The organism is Bradyrhizobium sp. CCGB01 (assembly GCF_024199795.1).
In the GTDB taxonomy this organism is placed as follows: domain Bacteria; phylum Pseudomonadota; class Alphaproteobacteria; order Rhizobiales; family Xanthobacteraceae; genus Bradyrhizobium.
Genome location: NZ_JANADK010000001.1, coordinates 6285475 through 6303382 on the forward strand (window position 1 = coordinate 6285475; position 17908 = coordinate 6303382).

Below are 17908 nucleotides of genomic sequence, written 5' to 3' on the forward strand. Positions count from 1 at the left end.
CCGGCTAAGCCCTGAAGATCGTGAGCCCCAGTATCAGCAGCACCAGGAAGATCACGACGAAGATATAGAACAGGAAGCGGGCGACATCGGCCGAGGCGGCCGAGATGCCGGTGAAGCCGAGCACGCCGGCCACGATCGAGATCAAGAGAAAGATCAGCGCCCATTTCAGGATCGTCATAGCCAACTCCGAGACCTCGGTGCCACCTCAAGCGGCCCTCAACCATTTCGCGAACGCTAACTTCGCGACGCGGGACTGGTTCCAGAGGAGCCGGTCGGAAGCGACGAATGAGCGAAACTGCCCTTGCTGAATCGGGTTCCCGGCTGCACAGTCCGGTTGGGAGAACGACGCAACCGGGGCGACCATGACCACGATCTCACCTTCTGCGACGATCGGCACGGAAGCGCATGCTGCGCCAAAGAGCAAGACGCGCAACCAGGCGCTCGATCGTGCCCGTACCTTCCTGACGCTGGTGGTGCTGCTGCACCATGCCGTCATCCCCTATACTTACTTCGGTCATACCGACCCGAAATTCTTCTTCGGCTTCGATATGATCGTGCTGGCCACCGACAGCTTCTTCATGGCGATGTTCTTCTTCCTGTCGGGCTTGTTTGCGTGGTCGGGCATCGCCCGCAAGGGCGCGCTGAACTATCTGGCAGATCGCCTGCTTCGGCTTGGCCTGCCATTCGTGATCTGCGCATTCACGATCATTCCGCTCGCCTATTACGCCATCTCGCTCCGACATCATCCCGAGATCGGCTTTTCGGAATACTGGTGGAATATGGTCACGAAGGGACCGTGGCCGAGCGGGCCGATCTGGTTCCTTTGGGTCCTGCTCGGCTTCGACGTGGTGGCCTGCATACTGCATCGGCTGTCGCCAAACCTGCTCGATCCGATCAACCGCCTCTCGCTGGACGGTCGCCGTCGGCCCGAGTTGTTCTTCGCGGTCATGCTTGCCGTCACCGCAGCGTTCTATGTTCCCGGGCTGATGTACTATGGACCTAGCAGCTGGTTCGAGTTCGGGCCGTTCTCGTTGCAGCACGGGCGTGTGATGCTCTATGCGAGCTACTTCTTTTTCGGTGCCGGCATTGGAGTCGCGAATATGGATCGCGGCCTGCTCGCGGCGGACGGCCGGATGGCGAAGGTCAGCTGGGACTGGATGGTCTTGGCGATCGTTCCGTATTGCCTGCTCTGGGTGCTGATCTTCATCAAGCGCGAAATACTGGGAAATCCGTCGCCGCTGCCGAACTGGTATGAGGGGCTCTACGCCATCTGCTTCGCTGTCTTCAGCGTGGCCATCATGTTTCTGATCCTGGCCTTTTTCCAGAGGTTCAAGCAATCAGGCTCGGCCAGGCTACTCGATCCGATGCAGGCGGATGCCTACGGCATGTTTTTGGTGCACTACCCGATCGCGCTTTGGCTGCAATACTGGCTGTTCGACTATGACCTGCCAGCGATCGTCAAGGCGACGATCGGGTTCGTGCTGACGGTCGCGTTCAGTTGGGCGCTAACGCGCGCCTTGCGCCAGATCCCCGGGGCAACGAAGGTGCTGTGACACTGACGGTCTCCATCATTGCGAGCGCAATGGTCGTAGCCCGGATTTCGCGGAGCCTGTCATCAGGCGGCGCTTCGCGCCGACCCGTTGGCTCCATCCGGACTACGGGACTGAGACTGCGGCGGCGCCCTAAGCCGCCTTCCCGCCCATATACTCCGGCAGCCAGCGCTCGAATGACTTCCGCAAGCTGTCAATCGTCACAGGCGCTTCGCCCGCGATCGTGATCGCATCGCCGCCGGTGGTGCCGATGCGCACGCAGGGCACCTCGCAGCCGCGCATCTTCGCGAGCACGCGGCCGGCTTCGGTTTCCGGCACGGTGACGAGATAGCGCGCCTGGTCCTCGCCGAACCAGTAGGCCTGCGAGACAAGCGAGGTCGGCGCCGCCAGCAGTTTTGCGCCGATGCCGCTCGCCATCGCCATCTCGGCGAGTGCGATCAGGAGACCACCGTCGGAGAGGTCGTGCACGGCGGTGGCGGTGCCCGCATGGATCATGCCGCGCACGCAATCGCCATTGCGCTTCTCGGCGGCGAGATCGACCGGCGGCGGCGCGCCCTCCTCGCGACCGCAGATGTCGCGCAGATACACCGACTGGCCGAGCCAGCCGTGGGTTTCGCCGACCAGCAGGATGGCCTCGCCCTCGGCCTTGAAGGCCAGCGAAGCCGATTTGGTGAAATCGTCGAGCAGGCCGACGCCGCCGATCGAAGGCGTCGGCAGGATCGCGCGGCCGTTGGTCTCGTTGTAGAGCGAGACGTTGCCCGAGACGACCGGGAAGTCGAGCGTGCGGCAGGCTTCGGAGATGCCCTTCAGGCAGCCGACGAACTGGCCCATGATCTCGGGCCGCTCGGGATTGCCGAAATTGAGATTGTCGGTGATCGCGAGCGGCTTGCCGCCGACCGCGGTGATGTTGCGCCAGGCTTCCGCCACCGCCTGCTTGCCGCCCTCGAACGGGTCGGCCTCGCAATAGCGCGGCGTGACGTCGACGGTCAGCGCCAGGCCCTTCGGCCCGTCCTGCACGCGCACTACGGCGGCATCGCCGCCGGGGCGCTGCACGGTGTTGCCGAGAATGACGTGATCGTACTGCTCCCAGACCCAGCGCTTGCTGCACATGTCGGGCGTGCCGATCAGCTTCTCCAGCGCGGCACCGACGGCCATCGGCGCCGGTACCTCGCGCGCATGCACGACCGGCAGCGCGGCGGAAGGGACATGCGGGCGGTCATAGAGCGGCGCCTCGTCGCCAAGCTCCTTGATCGGCAAATCGGCCATCACGTCGCCGCCATGCTTGACCACGAAGCGCTTGCTCGGCGTGGTGTAGCCGACGATGGCAAAATCGAGCCCCCACTTCGTGAAGATCGCCTCGGCTTCCTTTTCCTTCTCGGGCTTGAGCACCATGAGCATGCGCTCCTGGCTTTCCGAGAGCATCATCTCGTAGGCGCTCATGCCGGTTTCGCGGGTCGGCACCGCGTCGAGATCGAGGTCGACGCCGAGGTCGCCCTTGGCGCCCATCTCGACCGCCGAGCAGGTCAGGCCCGCCGCGCCCATGTCCTGGATCGCGATGACGCAGCCCTTCTCCATGATTTCGAGGCAGGCCTCGAGCAGCAGCTTTTCGGCGAAGGGATCGCCGACCTGCACGGTCGGGCGCTTCTCCTCGGATTTGTCGTCGAACTCGGCCGAGGCCATCGAGGCGCCGTGGATGCCGTCGCGGCCGGTCTTGGAGCCGAGATAGACGATCGGCATGTTCACGCCGGAGGCGGCCGCATAGAAGATCTTGTCCGCGTCGGCGAGGCCGACGGCCATCGCGTTGACGAGGATGTTGCCGTCATAGCGGGTGTGGAAGCGCACCTGGCCGCCGACGGTCGGCACGCCGAAGGAATTGCCATAGCCGCCGACACCGGCGACGACGCCGGAGACGAGGTGCCGGGTCCTGGCATGCTCGGGCGCACCGAAGCTCAGTGCATTGAGGCAGGCGATCGGCCTCGCGCCCATGGTGAAGACGTCGCGCAAGATGCCGCCGACGCCGGTGGTCGCGCCCTGATAGGGCTCGATGTAGCTCGGGTGGTTGTGGCTCTCCATCTTGAAGACCACGGCCTGGCCGTCGCCGATGTCGATCACGCCGGCATTCTCGCCGGGGCCCTGGATCACCCAGGGTGCCTTGGTCGGCAGGCCGCGCAGATGGATGCGCGAGGACTTGTACGAGCAATGCTCGTTCCACATCGCCGAGAAGATGCCGAGCTCGGTGAAGGTCGGCTCCCGCCCGATCAGCTTCAGGATGCGCTCATACTCGTCGGGCTTGAGCCCGTGGGCGGCAACCAGTTCGGGGGTGATCTTGGGTTCGTTCTTCATGGATTCGAGGCTTTCGGCGGCGGTTGGCCGTTCTTAGGAACATCGGACGGCTTGGAAAAGCCCTTTATGGCGCATTTTCCCGCTGTCCCACGTTTTGCGGCGGGGGGCTGCGGGAACAGGAATTGCACCGCGCGTAAGGATCGGATTTAAGGGCAAAAGACCCGCAATTGAAGGCCCATTTCCTTGCACGAACTCACCAAAACGCCCCCGCCCCGCCGTCCCGACCTCCACATCGCCACCGAGGGGGAATTCCAGGGCTGGCGGACCTGGATTCGCGACAGTTTTGAGTCCCATGTCGGCCCCTTCTGGCACCGGATCGAGGAGGACGGCAGCGTCCGCAGCGCCTTCCGGGTCGAGAAAAAGCACCTCAACGGCTCGGGGAACGTCCATGGCGGCTGCTACATGGCCTTTGCCGACTACTCCCTGTTTGCGATCGCCACCCACGTCCTGGACGGACGGGCCGTGACGACCAATTTTACCTGCGAATTCCTCGACGCGGCACGGGAGGGCGAGCTGATCGAATGTACCGGAGAAGTGAGCCGGGCCGGCGGTTCGCTGATTTTCCTGCGCGGCAAGATGATGTCAGGCAACAGGCAGCTGTTCACCTTTTCCGGGACGATCAAGCGGGTGAAGCGGAAGGCGCAACCTCAGCCAAACGCATAGCTCGGCGCCTTCCCTTTTGGCGCCCCCTCGCCCAGACTTGTGCCGAGCGCTGTCGCGCCGGGGAGCAAGACCAAGGTGCCGCAGAGCACATCGAGGGCGGGGCGCACGGCAGCCTCCGTAGCATCGCCGTTGCCGTCCATACCCGCCACCGGCGCGCGCAACTGGCGCGATTACGCGCTGCTGTTCGCGCTGGCCTGCTGCTGGAGCTCGACCTATCCGCTGGCCAAGCTTGCGCTGGACACGATCCCGCCTGTGACCTTCATCTCGGCGCGTTCGCTGATCGCGGCCGCCTTCCTGTTCGCGATCCTGTGGATGCGCGGAGTCAGCCTGCCGACGGATGTGAAGGCCTGGAAGCTGTTCGCGGTCCAGCAGCTGATTAACTCGACCTTTCCGTTCCTTGTCATCACCTGGTCGCAGCTCTATGTGCCGGCATCGAACACGGTGGTGCTGGCCTCGACGACGCCGATCTTCGCCTTCCTGATCACCTCGCTGATCACGCGGCACGAGCCGGCGACGTTGCTGAAGCTCGCGGGCGCGATCCTCGGCCTTGCCGGCACCATCGTCATCGTCGGCCTCGATGCGCTGCGCGGCTTCGGCAGCGAGATCGTGGCGGAGATCGCGATCCTGCTCGCCACCATCTCCTTTGCCTGCGCGACCATCTTCGGCCTCCGCCTCTCCGAATACGATCCGATGGTGGTGGCCACCGGCTCGCTGCTGTTCGGCGGCCTCGTGCTGCTGCCGCCCTCGCTCATCATCGACCAGCCCTGGACGCTTCACCCGACACCAACGGCGATCGTCGCCACCATCGTCATGGGCATCGTCTCCAGCGCGCTGGGGCTGATGCTGTTCTACGTCTGCCTCGGCCGCCTCGGCACGCTGACCACGAACGCACAAGGCTATCTGCGCATCCCGATCGGCGTCGGCCTCTCCGTGCTGCTGCTCGGCGAGAGCGTGCCGTCGAACCTGGCACTGGGGCTATTGCTGGTCATGGCCGGCGTCGCCGCGATGACGGTGCCGGCCGAACGACTCAAGTGGCGGTAGCGGGCGCCAATCAAGCCGCCATGTTGGGTTGCCGGAAGGCCGCTTCCATCTCGCGGCGCACCCGCACGGCGAGACTGTTGGGATCGTACTCCACGTCCTCCCATCTCAGACGCTGGCCTTCCGCGATGTCGGTCTTGAGCTTGACCTGGTGGGCGAGGCCGAGCGGCAGATAGCCCTGCTTCAGAGAGGCGTCGGCCGGGGTCTGCTTACCCCACACGCAGAAGCCGCCCTCGCCGTCGAGCATCTCGCCGGCCTTCAGCTTGCGCTTGGCGGTCGCCACCACGTCCGAATTGAACACGATCGGCGCACCGGTCGGCTCCTTGCGCAGCGCCGCAGAAGCCACGGAGATACCGAGTTCGAGCCCGATCATATGGATCGGCCGGTACAACGAGGCGTATTTGCCGGTCTTGTCCGGCAGCATGCTGTATTCGCGGAAGCATTCCTCGGAATAGGCGCTGTCGGTCTCGAACACGACATAGGTGCCCATCACGAGGCTCTGCGGGACGTCGGTGCCGTCACGATAGACCGAGGACGTGACCTCGGTGACGCCCGACTTCTCCAGCATGCCACCGTCGGATTTCGGCTTGCAGATTTCGGCGTGCTCGAACCGCGTTGCCGGCGGGAACGACAGCCCCTCGCTCTGCGCATGCAGCCCGGTCGCATTGCACACCGCCGTCATTTCGATGCCCGACTTGGTGCCGTCGACGAAGGAGTTGAACATCTTCGGGTTGATCGAGTTGCGATCCTTGATCTTCATGTATTTGTCGAGGATGTCCCAGACCGTATCCGGCGTCGACTGGTGATAGGTCGGGTGATAGCGCGTCCCCTTGCCGGCGGCGACGACCTTGAATCCGGCGGCACGTGCCCAGTCGACGTGATCGGCGATCAGCGCCGGCTGGTCGCCCCAGGCGAGTGAATAGACGACGCCGGCCTGCTTGGCCTTGCGCGCCAGGATCGGACCTGCGACTGCGTCCGCCTCGACATTGACCATCACGATGTGCTTGCCGTTCTCGATCGCCTTCATCGCAAAGCGGATGCCGGCGCCGGGATCGCCGGTCGCCTCGATGATGACCTCGATCGCCGGATGGGTGATCAGCGCATCGGCGTTGTCGGTGACGACGGTGCGGCCATGCTTGAGCGCATCGTCGATCGTGGCAGCCGCGTATTGCTCTTCCGGCCAGCAACCGAGCTTGAGCTGCGCCCGGGCGCGCGAGGTGTTCAGGTCGGCAACGCCGACGAGATGCATGCCGTCGGTCTGGCGCACCTGCGACAGGAACATCAGGCCGAATTTTCCGGCCCCAATCAGGCCGATGGTAACAGGCTTGCCGGCCGCCTTGCGCTCCAGCAGCATGCGATGGAGATTCATCTGGATTTCCTTAAGCGTTCCTCGGGTGACGGCGTTGTTGCGGCCGTGACGTCCGGCCGCGCTCGCCTTGCACGGAAACGTTAGGCAGCGGCGAATCCGAGGGCAATTCAGATTATCTGCCGCAACGATGTAGGCGCGCTAAACAATCGGCATGCCCTCAGCGCGCATGATCTCCACGCGAACGCTTCGCGTCGGTCGCTGGGAAAACCGCTTCAGACCTTTCCGGATGATGCGCTAGCGCGCGCTCCAGGCGTCGCGCTCCGCGCGCAGCCAGTCGAGAAAGGTGCGGGTCTTGCGGTGGCGCAGATGGCCGTGCGGGCAGACGATCCATTGCGTGGTCAGCGCGACCTCCGGCGGGTTCTTCACGGGGCAAACCAGGCGGCCGTCGCGTAATTCGCGCCAGGCCAGCAGCTCGCTTTCCAGCCCGATGCCAAGGCCGTCGACGGCGGCGTCGATCGCCATGTGGCTGCGGTCGAACAGCACGCGTTTCCAGCGTTCCGCAGGCTCGATGCCGGCCTCCGTGAACCAGCGCGGCCATTGCATCTGCGATTTCACCGAATGGATCAGCCGGTGCTCGAGCAGGTCCTGGGCTACGAGGCTGCCCGCCGCAAAGAACGAAGGCGCACACAGCGGAAAGAAGCGCTCCTTGCCCAGGCTTTCGACGAACAGACCGGCCCAGCCGCCTTCGCCGTGGCGGATCTCCAGGTCGACATTTTCCTTGCGGAAATCGGTCGGCTCGTTGGTGCCGTCGAGCCGCAATTCGATGTCCGGATTGGCATCAACGAAGCTCGCGAGCCGCGGCAGCAGCCATTTGCTCGACACGCTCGGGGCTGCGCGTACCGTCAATGTGGTGGCGGAGCGGATGCCGCGGACATGCTGCGTCACGTCGGTGACGTGCTCGATCTCGCGGCTGATCATCTCGAAATAGCGCTCGCCGGCCTCGGTCAGCGTGATGTTACGCCCGACCCGCGAGGTCAGCGCCGTGCCGAGGTGCAGCTCGAGCGCCTGGATCTGCTGGCTGACGGCCGAAGGCGTCACCCGTAATTCGTCCGCCGCACGGGAAATGCTGCCCGCGCGCGCCACCGCGTGGAAGACAATGATGGCGCGGAACGGTATCTGCATCAGGAAACCTTTTAGGTCAGCTAAAGTGACGGCGAATATAATTCAATTGTCGTGCGTGACCAGCGATCTAGGCTTCAGGCTCAAGGCAACCCGCGGCAGACGGGTGCCGACAGAGGAAACAGGACGGGCGCAGAGCGCCGGTCCGCCCGGGGGGAAGGAACGCAGGGCGAGGCCCTTTCACCAGCCACAGCGATTTTGACGACACCGGCGCGGCGAAGACCGCGCGCGGCAACGAGCACGTGCGCCGACAAAGGCGCCGCACAAGATCATCAGGGAGGACCAACGATGTCGGGCAAGGGCCACAGGATTTCACGGCGCAACTTCATGGTCGCGGCTGCGGCCGTTCCACTGGTCGCGATCCGCACCCGGCCGGCGCAGGCCGCGGAGTTCGAATACAAGCTCGCCACCGGCCAGTCGCTGACGCAGCCGATCAACACCCGCCTCGATCAGGCCGTGAAGCGGATCAGGGAAGCGAGCGGCGGCCGGCTGGAGATCAAGTTCTTTCCCGCCTCGCAGCTCGGCTCGGACACCGATCTCTTGACCCAGATCCGCAGCGGCGGCGTCGATTTCCTTAACATCGCGGGCTCCGTGCTGTCGACGGTAGCGCCGATCGCCGGCATCGCCAATGTCGGCTTCGCGTTCTCGGACTACGGCCAGGTCTGGAATGCGATGGACGGAGACCTCGGCAAGCTGATCGCAAGCCAGATCGAGAAGACCGGCGCGCTGGTGATGGCCAAGCCCGCCGACAACACGTTCCGGCAGGTTTCGTCGTTCACCAAGCCGATCAAGACGCCGGCCGATCTCGCCGGTTACCGCATCCGCGTGCCGGTCTCGCCGATCTTCACCTCGCTGTTCAAGTCGCTGGGCGCCAACCCGACCTCGATCAACTTCAACGAATTGTACACGGCGCTCCAGACCCATCTCGTCGACGGCCAGGAGAACGGCCTCGTTACCATCGAGGCCGGCAAGATCTACGAGGTGCAGAAATACATCTCCGAGACCAACCACATCTGGGATCCATTCTTCATTCTCGGCAACCGCCGCTCGGTCAAGGCACTGCCCGACGAGTTGCAGGCGATCGTACGGCGTGAATTCGACCAGGCCGCGATGGAGCAGCGCGCGGATACCGCCAAGCTCAATCTGACACTGAAGGACCAGCTGACCGCCAAGGGCATCACCTTCGAGGTCTCCGACAAGGAGGCGTTCCGCAAGGGGCTGTCGGCCGCCGGCTTCTACAAGGAATGGCGCGGCAAGTTCGGCGAGGACAACTGGAAGATTCTGGAGGCCGCGGCCGGAGCGCTGGCATGAGCGCGGTGATCGGCATGCCGGAGACGGTGACGCTCGGCGAGGCGCGACCGTTGCGCGGACGCTGGCTGGAGCAGTCGCTGCGCTGGCTGGTGGAGATTCCGGCGGCGATCGCCGTGGTCGCCGAGGTCGTCATCCTGTTCGCCGGCATCGTCGCACGCGGAATCTTCCACCGGCCGATCATCTGGTCCGACGAGCTCGCCTCCATCCTGTTCCTGTGGCTGGCGATGCTCGGCAGCGCGATCGCCGTGCAGCGCTCGGCGCATATGCGCCTGACCTTCTTCACGTCGTACCTGTCGCCGCGTGCGGAGGCCTGGGCCTCGACGCTCGCGGCCGGCGGGGTTGCGCTGTTCCTCGCGATCATCCTGCATCCGGCGCTGGACTATGTGGAGGATCAGGCCTTTGTGGAGACGCCGGCGCTCGGCTGGTCCGGCATGGTTCGTGCGGCCGCCATCCCGGTCGGGTGCATCATCGCGCTCGCCAGCATCTGCCTCACCCTCGTCAAGCGATCCGCGAAGGACCTGCTTGCCGTCGCAATCCTGTTTGCGGCGATTGCCGGCGTGCTCTATTTCGCAGGCCCCTCGCTGAAGTCGCTCGGCAACTGGAACCTGCTGATCTTCTTCGTCGGTCTGCTCGGCTGCGCTGTGATGGCGGGCGTGCCGATCGCGTTTTCCTTTTGTCTTGCGACCGTCGCTTTCCTGCTGACCACGACGCGGACGCCGTTGCTGGTCGTGGTCGGGCGGATCGACGAGGGCATGAGCTCGCTGATCCTGCTCGCGGTGCCGCTGTTCGTGCTGCTGGGACAACTGGTCGAGCAGACCGGCATGGCGCGCGTCATGGTCGCATTCCTCGCCTCTATGCTCGGCCATGTCCGGGGTGGGCTCTCCTATGTGATGTTGGGCGCCATGCTGCTGGTTTCGGGCATCTCCGGCTCGAAGACCGCCGATATGGCGGCGATCGCGCCGGTGCTGTTTCCCGAAATGCGCAAGCGCGGCATGAAGGATGGCGAACTGGTCTCGCTGCTCGCGGCGTCAGGCGCGATGAGCGAGACCATTCCGCCGTCGATCGTGCTGATCGCGATCGCCTCCGTCACCGGTGTCTCGATCGCCGCGCTGTTCACCGCCGGCATCCTGCCGGGGATCGTGCTGGCGATCGTGCTCGCCTTCGTCGCGCGCTACCGGGCGGGCGCGGAGGAGAACGCCGCGCTCAAGGTCGCGCGGGCACCGATGTCTGTCGTGGCGAAGACGTTCTGGGCGGCGCTGCCGGCCCTGGCCTTGCCGTTCCTGATCCGCAGCGCGGTGGTCGAGGGCTTTGCGACCGCCACTGAAGTCTCGACGATCGGCATCGCCTATTGCCTCGTGCTCGGCCTGGTCATCTATCGTGGCAGCCTGGCCTGGAAGAATGTGCTGCCGATGCTGGTGCAGACTGCCTCGCTGTCCGGGTCGATCCTGTTCATCGTGGGAGCTGCCAGCGCGATGGCATGGGCATTGGCGCAATCCGGCTTCTCACATGATCTGGCGGCGCGTATGGCCGGCGTGCCCGGCGGCGCCTGGGGCTTCCTGTTGATCTCGGTCGTCGCCTTCATCGTGCTCGGCAGCGTGCTGGAGGGCATCCCGGCCATCGTGCTGTTCGGTCCGCTGCTATTCCCGGTGGCGGCAACGTTCGGGATCAACGAGGTGCACTATGCGATGGTGGTGATCCTCGCCATGGGCCTCGGCCTGTTCGCGCCGCCGTTCGGGCTCTGCTACTACGCGGCCTGCAGCATCGGCGGCGTGTCGCCGGACGCCGGCATGCGCCGAATCTGGATCTATCTCGCCTGGCTGTTCCTGGGCCTGCTGCTGATCACCTTCGTGCCCTGGATATCGCTGGTGTCTGTGAGATTCTCAGGCTGAAGCCATTCGGCTGGTGCACCTCCTCAGGTCGAGAGCTGCTTCTCGGCGATCGACAGCCACTCGGCCTGCGCCTCGCGCAGATACTTTGGCGCGCGCCGCATCTGGATCAGGAGCTCGTTGAAGACCATTCGCGCCTCGGCGCTGCGGCCGACCATCTGGAGCAGCATGCCGTAGCGCACCCGCGCTTCGGCGCCGGGGAAATAGCCGGAGACGGCGTGGTACTCCTCCAGCGCCTCGTCGAGCCGGCCGACCTCGGCGAGCGCGCGGGCGTAGAGCAGATGCGCGTCGGCGGAGTCGAAGTCCGGCCACTGCTTCTGGAGGTCGTCCAGCGTCGCGAGCGCGTCGGCCGGACGCTTGGCTGAAAACTCGGCTTGCGCCTTGCCGAGCGCATAAGCGGGATCGTGGCCCATCGGCAGCTTCAGGACGTGGTCGTAATGCGCTTCCGCTTCACTGAATCTGCCGATCTTCGCGCACTCTTCCGCCAGCGCGGCGCGGTTGGCGATGGTGTCGGTGGCCGCCAGCCGGTCGGACAGCTCGCGATAGCGCTTCTCGGGATCGAGCCGGTTGGCGACGCGCTGCCGCGCCTGCCGTGCGCCGGGGCTGGAAAACCATTCCGGGATGAGCTCGACCGCGATATAGGCGAGCGCGCCCATCATCGGCACCAGCAGGATGATGAAGGCCCAGGGCCGTAGCCGCCCGGTTCGCGATGCGTGATAGATCAGCGTGATATCCAGCAGCAGAACGACCAAAGCGACGGGCATGTGACATCCGGGAGCACAACGACAGCGCACGCTTCCTGATATCGCAACTGACGCGATGAAACAACTTTGAGTTGTCTACACCGGCAGAAATCAGCGACCCCGGACCCGCGCGCCTTGATGACGGCGAGGAGTCAGTCGCTTCAAATACGATCGAGGTTCATGAGATCGCAGCCAAAGCTGCTACTGCTTGGCGTCGTCCGCCAGCATCTTCCGGTATTTTTCGACGTCGCGTGTCACGAGCTTCTGGAGCACGTCGGGCGTATGCTCGTCGGGATCGGGCGCAACTGTCGACAGATCGGCGAAGCGCTTCTTCACCGCGTCGGTTTCCACCGCCGTCCGCGCGGCGGCGTTCAGCTTGGCGATGACGGCCGGTGGCGTGCCCTTGGGCGCGAACAGGCCGTTCCAGCCCTGCGCCTCGAAATCCGGCAGGCCCGCCTCGGCAGACGTCGGCAGATCCGGCAGCGTCGCCAGCCGCACGGTCGAGCCGACCACGAGGCCCTTCACCAGCTTCTCGTTGATCGACTGCGAGACCGAGGCGGCCGCGTCGCAGACGCCGTCGATCTGGCTGCCGACCGCGTCGGTCAGCGCGGGCGCGGCGCCACGATAGCCGACCAGCGTCGCATCGATGCCGGCGGCGGTCACAAAGCTCTTGCAAATGAGGTAATTCGACGAGCCGACGCCGGCATGGCCGAGATTGATCTTGCCCGGATTGGCCTTGGCGTAGGCGATGAACTCCTTCAGGTCCTTCGCCGGGAAATCCTTGCGCAGCGCGATGATGCCGAATGTCTTCGCAACCATCCCGATCGGCACGAAGGAGTCCGGCGTGAACGGCAGCTTTGGATAGATCGTGTAGGTCGCGGCATTGGTGCCGGCATTGCCGATCGCGATGGTGTAGCCATCGGGCTCGGCGCGGGAGGCGCGCGCCAGCGCGGTCGAGCCGCCGGCGCCGGCAACGTTCTCGATCACGATGGTCTGGCCGAGCGCAATGCCCATCTGCTCGGCAACCGTGCGCGCGATCACGTCCGAGGTGCCGCCGGCCGCGAACGGCACGATCATCGTGATCGGGCGCTTGGGAAAATCCTGCGCGAACGCGGCAGTCGCGAACGCAATGACCGCGACCGCGGCGAGCGCGCGCTTCAGCAGGAACGGGATCACGCGGCCTTTTCCAGATGCGCGGTGAGGCCGGCGAACAGGCCACGGCCGTCGGTGCAGCCCATGATGTCTTCGACGTGGTTTTCCGGATGGGGCATCATGCCGAGCACGTTGCCCTTGTCGTTGACGATGCCGGCGATGGAATTCGCCGCGCCGTTGATGTTGTGCGCCTCATCGACCACGCCGTCGGCGGAGCAGTAGCGATAGAGCACCCGCCCCTCGCCTTCGAGCCGCTTGATGGTCTCCTCGTCCGCCTCGTAATTGCCCTCGCCATGTGCGACGGGAACGCGGATCACCTGCCCGGCATTGTAGCCGCGGGTGAACGGCGTGTCGGAGCGCTCGACGCGCAGATGCACGTCGTGGCAGATGAATTTCAGCCGCTCATTGCGCATCAAGACGCCGGGCAGCAGGCCGGATTCGCAGAGGATCTGGAAACCGTTGCAGACGCCGAGGACGAGACCGCCCTTGGCCGCATAGTCGCGCACCGCGTCCATCACCGGCGACCGCGCCGCAATCGCCCCACAGCGAAGATAGTCGCCGTAGGAGAAGCCGCCCGGCACCACCACGAGATCGGTGCCCGCAGGCAGCGAGGTCTCGGCGTGCCAGACCATCGCGGGCTCATGGCCCGAGATGAGCTTCAGCGCGCGCGCCATGTCGCGCTCGCGGTTGATGCCGGGGAAGACGAGGATGGCGGCCTTCATCAGAGCAGCTCGACCCGATAGTTCTCGATCACGGTGTTGGCGAGCAGCTTGTCGGCGGCATCCTTGAGCGCCGCTTCGGCCTTGGCCTTGTCGGCGCCGGCGAGCTCGATGTCGAACACCTTGCCCTGGCGGACGCTGGCGACGCCGTCGACGCCGAGCGACTTCAGCGCGCCTTCGATGGCCTTGCCTTGCGGATCGAGGATGCCCGTCTTCAGGGTAACGGTGACACGTGCCTTCACGTCAAAATCCTCTTCAGCTCTTCACCAGCACCGGGCCAGTGCCCTGCGGACGCTCGTTCTCCATGAGGATGCCGAGGCGCTTGGCGACTTCGGTATAGGCCTCGAGCAGGCCACCGAGGTCGCGGCGGAAACGGTCCTTGTCGAGCTTCTCGTTCGACTTGATGTCCCACAGACGGCAGCTGTCCGGCGAGATCTCGTCGGCGACGATGATCCGCATCATCTCGTTCTCGAACAGGCGGCCGCACTCCATCTTGAAGTCGACGAGGCGGATGCCGATGCCGAGGAAGAGGCCGGTGAGGAAATCGTTGACGCGGATGGCAAGCGCCATGATGTCGTCGATCTCCTGGGGCGTGGCCCAGCCGAAGGCGGTGATGTGCTCTTCCGACACCATGGGGTCGTTGAGCTGGTCGTTCTTGTAATAGAATTCGATGATCGAACGGGGCAGCTGCGTGCCCTCCTCGATGCCGAGGCGCTGCGACAGCGAGCCGGCGGCAACGTTCCGCACCACCACCTCGAGCGGCACGATCTCGACCTCGCGAATCAACTGTTCGCGCATGTTGAGGCGGCGGATGAAATGGGTCGGCACCCCGATGTCGTTGAGGTGCTGAAACAGGTACTCCGAGATCCGGTTGTTGAGGACACCCTTGCCCTCGATCACCTGATGCTTTTTCGCATTGAACGCGGTGGCGTCATCCTTGAAGTGCTGGATCAGGGTGCCGGGCTCCGGGCCTTCGTAAAGAACCTTTGCCTTGCCTTCATAAATACGACGCCGACGGCTCATGGGGATGTACCGTGTTTTGTTGAAATCCATGTATTTGGTGTGCTCCGGTTACCAGGTTACGACCCACAGCGGAGCTGCCGTGAACGGCCGGGAACCCCATCTGGAACCATTGGAAACAGAACGGGAACCTAGCCTTCAGGCAACCTATCCGATTGGCTGTCCCAGCACAATCGATCCGGCCGTCCGGCATCAACTTATACCGTCTTGCCTGCGGCTTAACGGCTCGTTGTTTTGCCGATTCGTGCCCCCTATCTAGGCATGCGCCGGGGCCCTCGCAACGAGGGCCACCGGGTCCAGTCAGAGGGAATTGGAAAAGGCATGAGCACGTTGGACAAACGCGAGGAAGGCTTCGAGAAGAAATTTGCCCTCGACGAGGAGCAGAAATTCAAGGCGGAAGCCCGCCGCAACCGGCTGCTCGGGCTTTGGGCAGCCGAGAAGCTCGGCATCACCGGCGATGCCGCCACCGCCTACGCCAAGGAGGTGGTCGCCGCCGATTTCGAGGAAGCCGGCGACGCCGACGTGCTGCGCAAGGTCATGGCCGATTTCGCCGCCAAGAACGTGGCCGTCACCGAGCAGGCGATTCGCGCCAAGATGAGCGAATTGATCGCTGTGGCGGCGGCCGAGGTGAAGGCGGGGAAATAGGCGGACAAGGAAGTGGCGAGTAGCGAACCGAACCCTGTTCGCTACTCGCAATCCGCCATTCGCCCAGATCACTCCTCCTTGAAGCCGTACTCCGGCACGTTGCCGCTGGCGCCGTAATATTTGTACGGCAGGAATTTGCCCGACATCGTGATCTTGACGCGATCGCCCTTCGGGTTGGCGACGCGCTCGATCCCCATGTCGAAATCGATCGCCGACATGATGCCGTCGCCGAATTCCTCCTCGATCAGCGCCTTCCACGCCGGGCCGTTCACCATCACCATCTCGTAGAAGCGATAGATCAGCGGATCGGTCGGCGGCATCGGCGTGCCGGTGCCGCGCATCGGCACCTCGTTGAGCATCGCGGTCTCGGCCTTCGACAGGCCGAACAGCTCGCCGGCATTGGCGGCCTGCGGCTTCGTCAGCTTCATCTGGCCCATGATCGCGCCGACGATCAGCACTTCGGAATAGCCGCCGATCTTCTCGCAGATGTGTTTCCAGCTCCAGCCCTTCTCGCGCTTGATGTCGAGCAGCTTTTCGGTGAGGTCTTCGCGTTTCATGTCAGGGTCTCCCTTGGCTAGACATTGTGGCGCATCGTTCGTGCCGCTTTGGGAGGCACGAAACGTGCCAATAAATGAGGCTGGGGTTTCACGCCCGCGCCCTCGCTCCACGTGGCAAAGCCTCCGTAAATCGCTTGATCGCATCGAGCACCGGCTGCTGATCGCCGGCAAAGAACCAGTGATCATTGCCGTCGAGCTCGACGAATTCTGCACCGGTGATGCGGCTCGCGACATCGCGGCCCGCGGCAATGCGCACGGCCTTGTCGTCCCGCCGGTGCAGCACCAATGTCGGCACGGCAATGCGCGGCAGAAGGTGCCGCACATCGGCGTCGCGAAACGCCTCCAGCACGGCCGAGATGCCGCCGGGACTGGAGGCTGCGCGCAATAGTCCCGCCCACCAGGCGCGCGCCTGCGGATCGTTGGCAAGGCTCGGCGCGAAGGCCTCGATCCCGACCGGGCCGCCCCATTGCGCGATGAGATGCTTCCTCCAGGCGTCATACTGGCTGGCGCGCAACGCGTGCGGATAGTCCTCTGACCAGCAGCCTTTTGCCAGTGCGCCGAACAGGATGAGCCCGGCGACGCGGCTGGATTCATCGACCGCAAATTTAATGCAGGCCGGCCCGCATTCGGATGCGCCAAACAACACGACGCGGCGCGAGTCCGCCGCGCGCAGCACGGTGCCGATATCCTCCGCGGTGACGTCGATATCAGGAGCCGACCCGACCCGGTCGGACAGGCCGATGCCGCGGCGATCGAAAACGATCAGGCGTCCAAGCCTCGTCAATGAGGCCAGAAACGTCCGGCTCGCCGGATGCTCCCAGGCGCGTTCCACATGCGAGACGAAGCCGGGCATGACCAGGATATCGAGCGCGCCGCTTCCATAGGTCTGATACGCCAGATGCACGCCGGCGCCCTTCACGTAGCGTGTTGCCGGCACTGCATCGCGCAGCGGCGCGGCCGCAGGAGCCATGAGCGCTTCCGTCTCGGCTTCCGGCGCAACGCCAAGCTCGTCGCGCAGCCGCTGTGTGAGCGCTGCGTGTTGCCGCTCCGCCGCGCTTCGATCGCCGGCCAGCAGCAGGCTGCGGATCAGATGCCGGCCATAGACTTCGCTGAGCGGATCGAGCTCGACCAGACGTCCCGCATACAGGATGGCGGCAAAATGATCGCCGGCGGCATTCCTGTCCTGCACGAGACGCTCCAAGGCATGCATGAGCCGCCCCCGCAGCGCCTCCCGGCGAAAGAACGCCCAATCGTCGAATTCAGGACAGTCCTCCGGAGCGAAGCCTGCGAGGAAGTCACTCCGGTAAATCCGGCAGGCCTGTTCAAACGCGCCGCGGTTGCAGGCGCTCTCGAACAGTTGCGAGTCGAGCTTCAACGCGACCTCGGGAGACCATCGCACGCTGGTGCGGTCGGTCTCGAAAACCGGCTGGCCGAGCGTGAGCTCGACACGGTGAAGCAGCCGTCGCAATCGAGCGAGACCGGTCTCGCGGGACGTTTCGGGCCACAGCAGCGTGGCGATGACGTCGCGCGCAACCGCGCCCTTCGCCTCTGCGAGATAGACCAGCAGCGCAAGGCCCTTGCGCAGGTTCAGCTTGATCGTGCGGCCGTCAGCGTGGACCTCGGGGAACCCGAACGTGCCGAGCGAGAAAGCCGTCATGAGATCCTCCCTCCCCGGCCGGCGTCCCCGGGGGGACGCACGGGGGACGGTCCGGCGGTAACGGTCTGGCGAGATCGAGCCTGACAGCCATCGAGCGATTCAGGCTCCCGCATGCGGCACCGCCGTATCAGGCACA

General features: G+C 64.7%; 17 protein-coding genes. 6 read left to right on the plus strand and 11 right to left on the minus strand.

The window, feature by feature from the left end:
• Positions 1-4: 4 nt before the first annotated feature.
• Positions 5-178 (minus strand): DUF1328 domain-containing protein, encoded by a 174-nt coding sequence (locus tag NLM25_RS29390; protein ID WP_148742381.1) that lies wholly within the window; start codon positions 176-178, stop codon positions 5-7.
• 184 nt (positions 179-362) lie between these two features.
• On the opposite strand from NLM25_RS29390, the gene NLM25_RS29395 reads away from it, so the two are divergent.
• On the plus strand, positions 363-1553 hold the full coding sequence (locus NLM25_RS29395) for an acyltransferase (RefSeq protein WP_254139314.1): 1191 nt from the start codon (positions 363-365) through the stop codon (positions 1551-1553).
• 129 nt (positions 1554-1682) lie between these two features.
• Here the strand turns inward: NLM25_RS29395 and purL are convergent, their stop codons facing one another.
• Entirely contained in the window at positions 1683-3893 is a 2211-nt protein-coding gene (gene purL, locus NLM25_RS29400; RefSeq protein ID WP_254139315.1) for a phosphoribosylformylglycinamidine synthase subunit PurL, read from the minus strand.
• A gap of 183 nt (positions 3894-4076) precedes the next feature.
• Here purL and NLM25_RS29405 point away from each other — a divergent pair, with 183 nt between their 5' ends.
• Together NLM25_RS29405 and NLM25_RS29410 are read left to right on the plus strand one after the other, a co-directional pair.
• Complete coding sequence (locus NLM25_RS29405; protein WP_254121099.1) at positions 4077-4556, plus strand: PaaI family thioesterase; 480 nt, start codon at positions 4077-4079, stop codon at positions 4554-4556.
• A gap of 75 nt (positions 4557-4631) precedes the next feature.
• Complete coding sequence (locus NLM25_RS29410; RefSeq protein WP_254139316.1) at positions 4632-5597, plus strand: DMT family transporter; 966 nt, start codon at positions 4632-4634, stop codon at positions 5595-5597.
• A 10-nt stretch (positions 5598-5607) separates the two neighbouring features.
• Here the strand turns inward: NLM25_RS29410 and NLM25_RS29415 are convergent, their stop codons facing one another.
• Both NLM25_RS29415 and NLM25_RS29420 read right to left on the minus strand, forming a co-directional pair.
• Positions 5608-6963, minus strand: a complete 1356-nt coding sequence (locus tag NLM25_RS29415) for an NAD(P)H-dependent oxidoreductase (protein WP_254139317.1) — start codon at positions 6961-6963, stop codon at positions 5608-5610.
• 234 nt (positions 6964-7197) lie between these two features.
• Complete coding sequence (locus NLM25_RS29420) at positions 7198-8085, minus strand: LysR substrate-binding domain-containing protein (protein WP_254139318.1); 888 nt, start codon at positions 8083-8085, stop codon at positions 7198-7200.
• Positions 8086-8370: 285 nt separating this feature from the next.
• Here NLM25_RS29420 and NLM25_RS29425 point away from each other — a divergent pair, with 285 nt between their 5' ends.
• Both NLM25_RS29425 and NLM25_RS29430 read left to right on the plus strand, forming a co-directional pair.
• Entirely contained in the window at positions 8371-9393 is a 1023-nt protein-coding gene (locus NLM25_RS29425; protein ID WP_254139319.1) for a TRAP transporter substrate-binding protein, read from the plus strand.
• The gene (locus tag NLM25_RS29430; RefSeq protein ID WP_375167849.1) at positions 9390-11282 is read left to right on the plus strand and encodes a TRAP transporter large permease subunit; all 1893 of its coding nucleotides are present in this window, start codon (positions 9390-9392) and stop codon (positions 11280-11282) included. The genes NLM25_RS29425 and NLM25_RS29430 overlap by 4 nt, the downstream gene beginning before the upstream one ends.
• Positions 11283-11305: 23 nt before the next feature.
• Here NLM25_RS29430 and NLM25_RS29435 read toward each other — a convergent pair whose 3' ends face one another.
• The 5 genes from NLM25_RS29435 to purC form a co-directional block, all read right to left on the minus strand.
• Entirely contained in the window at positions 11306-12043 is a 738-nt protein-coding gene (locus tag NLM25_RS29435; protein WP_254121106.1) for a tetratricopeptide repeat protein, read from the minus strand.
• A 180-nt stretch (positions 12044-12223) separates the two neighbouring features.
• The gene (locus NLM25_RS29440; RefSeq protein WP_254121108.1) at positions 12224-13198 is read right to left on the minus strand and encodes a tripartite tricarboxylate transporter substrate binding protein BugD; all 975 of its coding nucleotides are present in this window, start codon (positions 13196-13198) and stop codon (positions 12224-12226) included.
• Positions 13195-13896 carry a phosphoribosylformylglycinamidine synthase subunit PurQ gene (gene purQ, locus NLM25_RS29445; protein ID WP_254139320.1) on the minus strand — a complete coding sequence of 234 codons (702 nt, stop codon included), beginning with the start codon at positions 13894-13896 and terminating at the stop codon, positions 13195-13197. The genes NLM25_RS29440 and purQ overlap by 4 nt, the downstream gene beginning before the upstream one ends.
• Positions 13896-14135 carry a phosphoribosylformylglycinamidine synthase subunit PurS gene (gene purS / locus NLM25_RS29450; protein ID WP_015685059.1) on the minus strand — a complete coding sequence of 80 codons (240 nt, stop codon included), beginning with the start codon at positions 14133-14135 and terminating at the stop codon, positions 13896-13898. The genes purQ and purS overlap by 1 nt, the downstream gene beginning before the upstream one ends.
• A 13-nt stretch (positions 14136-14148) precedes the next feature.
• Complete coding sequence (gene purC, locus NLM25_RS29455) at positions 14149-14916, minus strand: phosphoribosylaminoimidazolesuccinocarboxamide synthase (RefSeq protein ID WP_172782948.1); 768 nt, start codon at positions 14914-14916, stop codon at positions 14149-14151.
• Between the two features lie 318 nt (positions 14917-15234).
• On the opposite strand from purC, the gene NLM25_RS29460 reads away from it, so the two are divergent.
• Complete coding sequence (locus NLM25_RS29460) at positions 15235-15558, plus strand: DUF1476 domain-containing protein (RefSeq protein ID WP_254121112.1); 324 nt, start codon at positions 15235-15237, stop codon at positions 15556-15558.
• Positions 15559-15626: 68 nt separating this feature from the next.
• Here the strand turns inward: NLM25_RS29460 and cynS are convergent, their stop codons facing one another.
• Both cynS and NLM25_RS29470 read right to left on the minus strand, forming a co-directional pair.
• The gene (gene cynS, locus NLM25_RS29465) at positions 15627-16115 is read right to left on the minus strand and encodes a cyanase (protein WP_145628604.1); all 489 of its coding nucleotides are present in this window, start codon (positions 16113-16115) and stop codon (positions 15627-15629) included.
• An 88-nt stretch (positions 16116-16203) separates the two neighbouring features.
• Complete coding sequence (locus tag NLM25_RS29470; RefSeq protein WP_254139321.1) at positions 16204-17772, minus strand: alpha/beta fold hydrolase; 1569 nt, start codon at positions 17770-17772, stop codon at positions 16204-16206.
• Positions 17773-17908 lie beyond the last annotated feature (136 nt).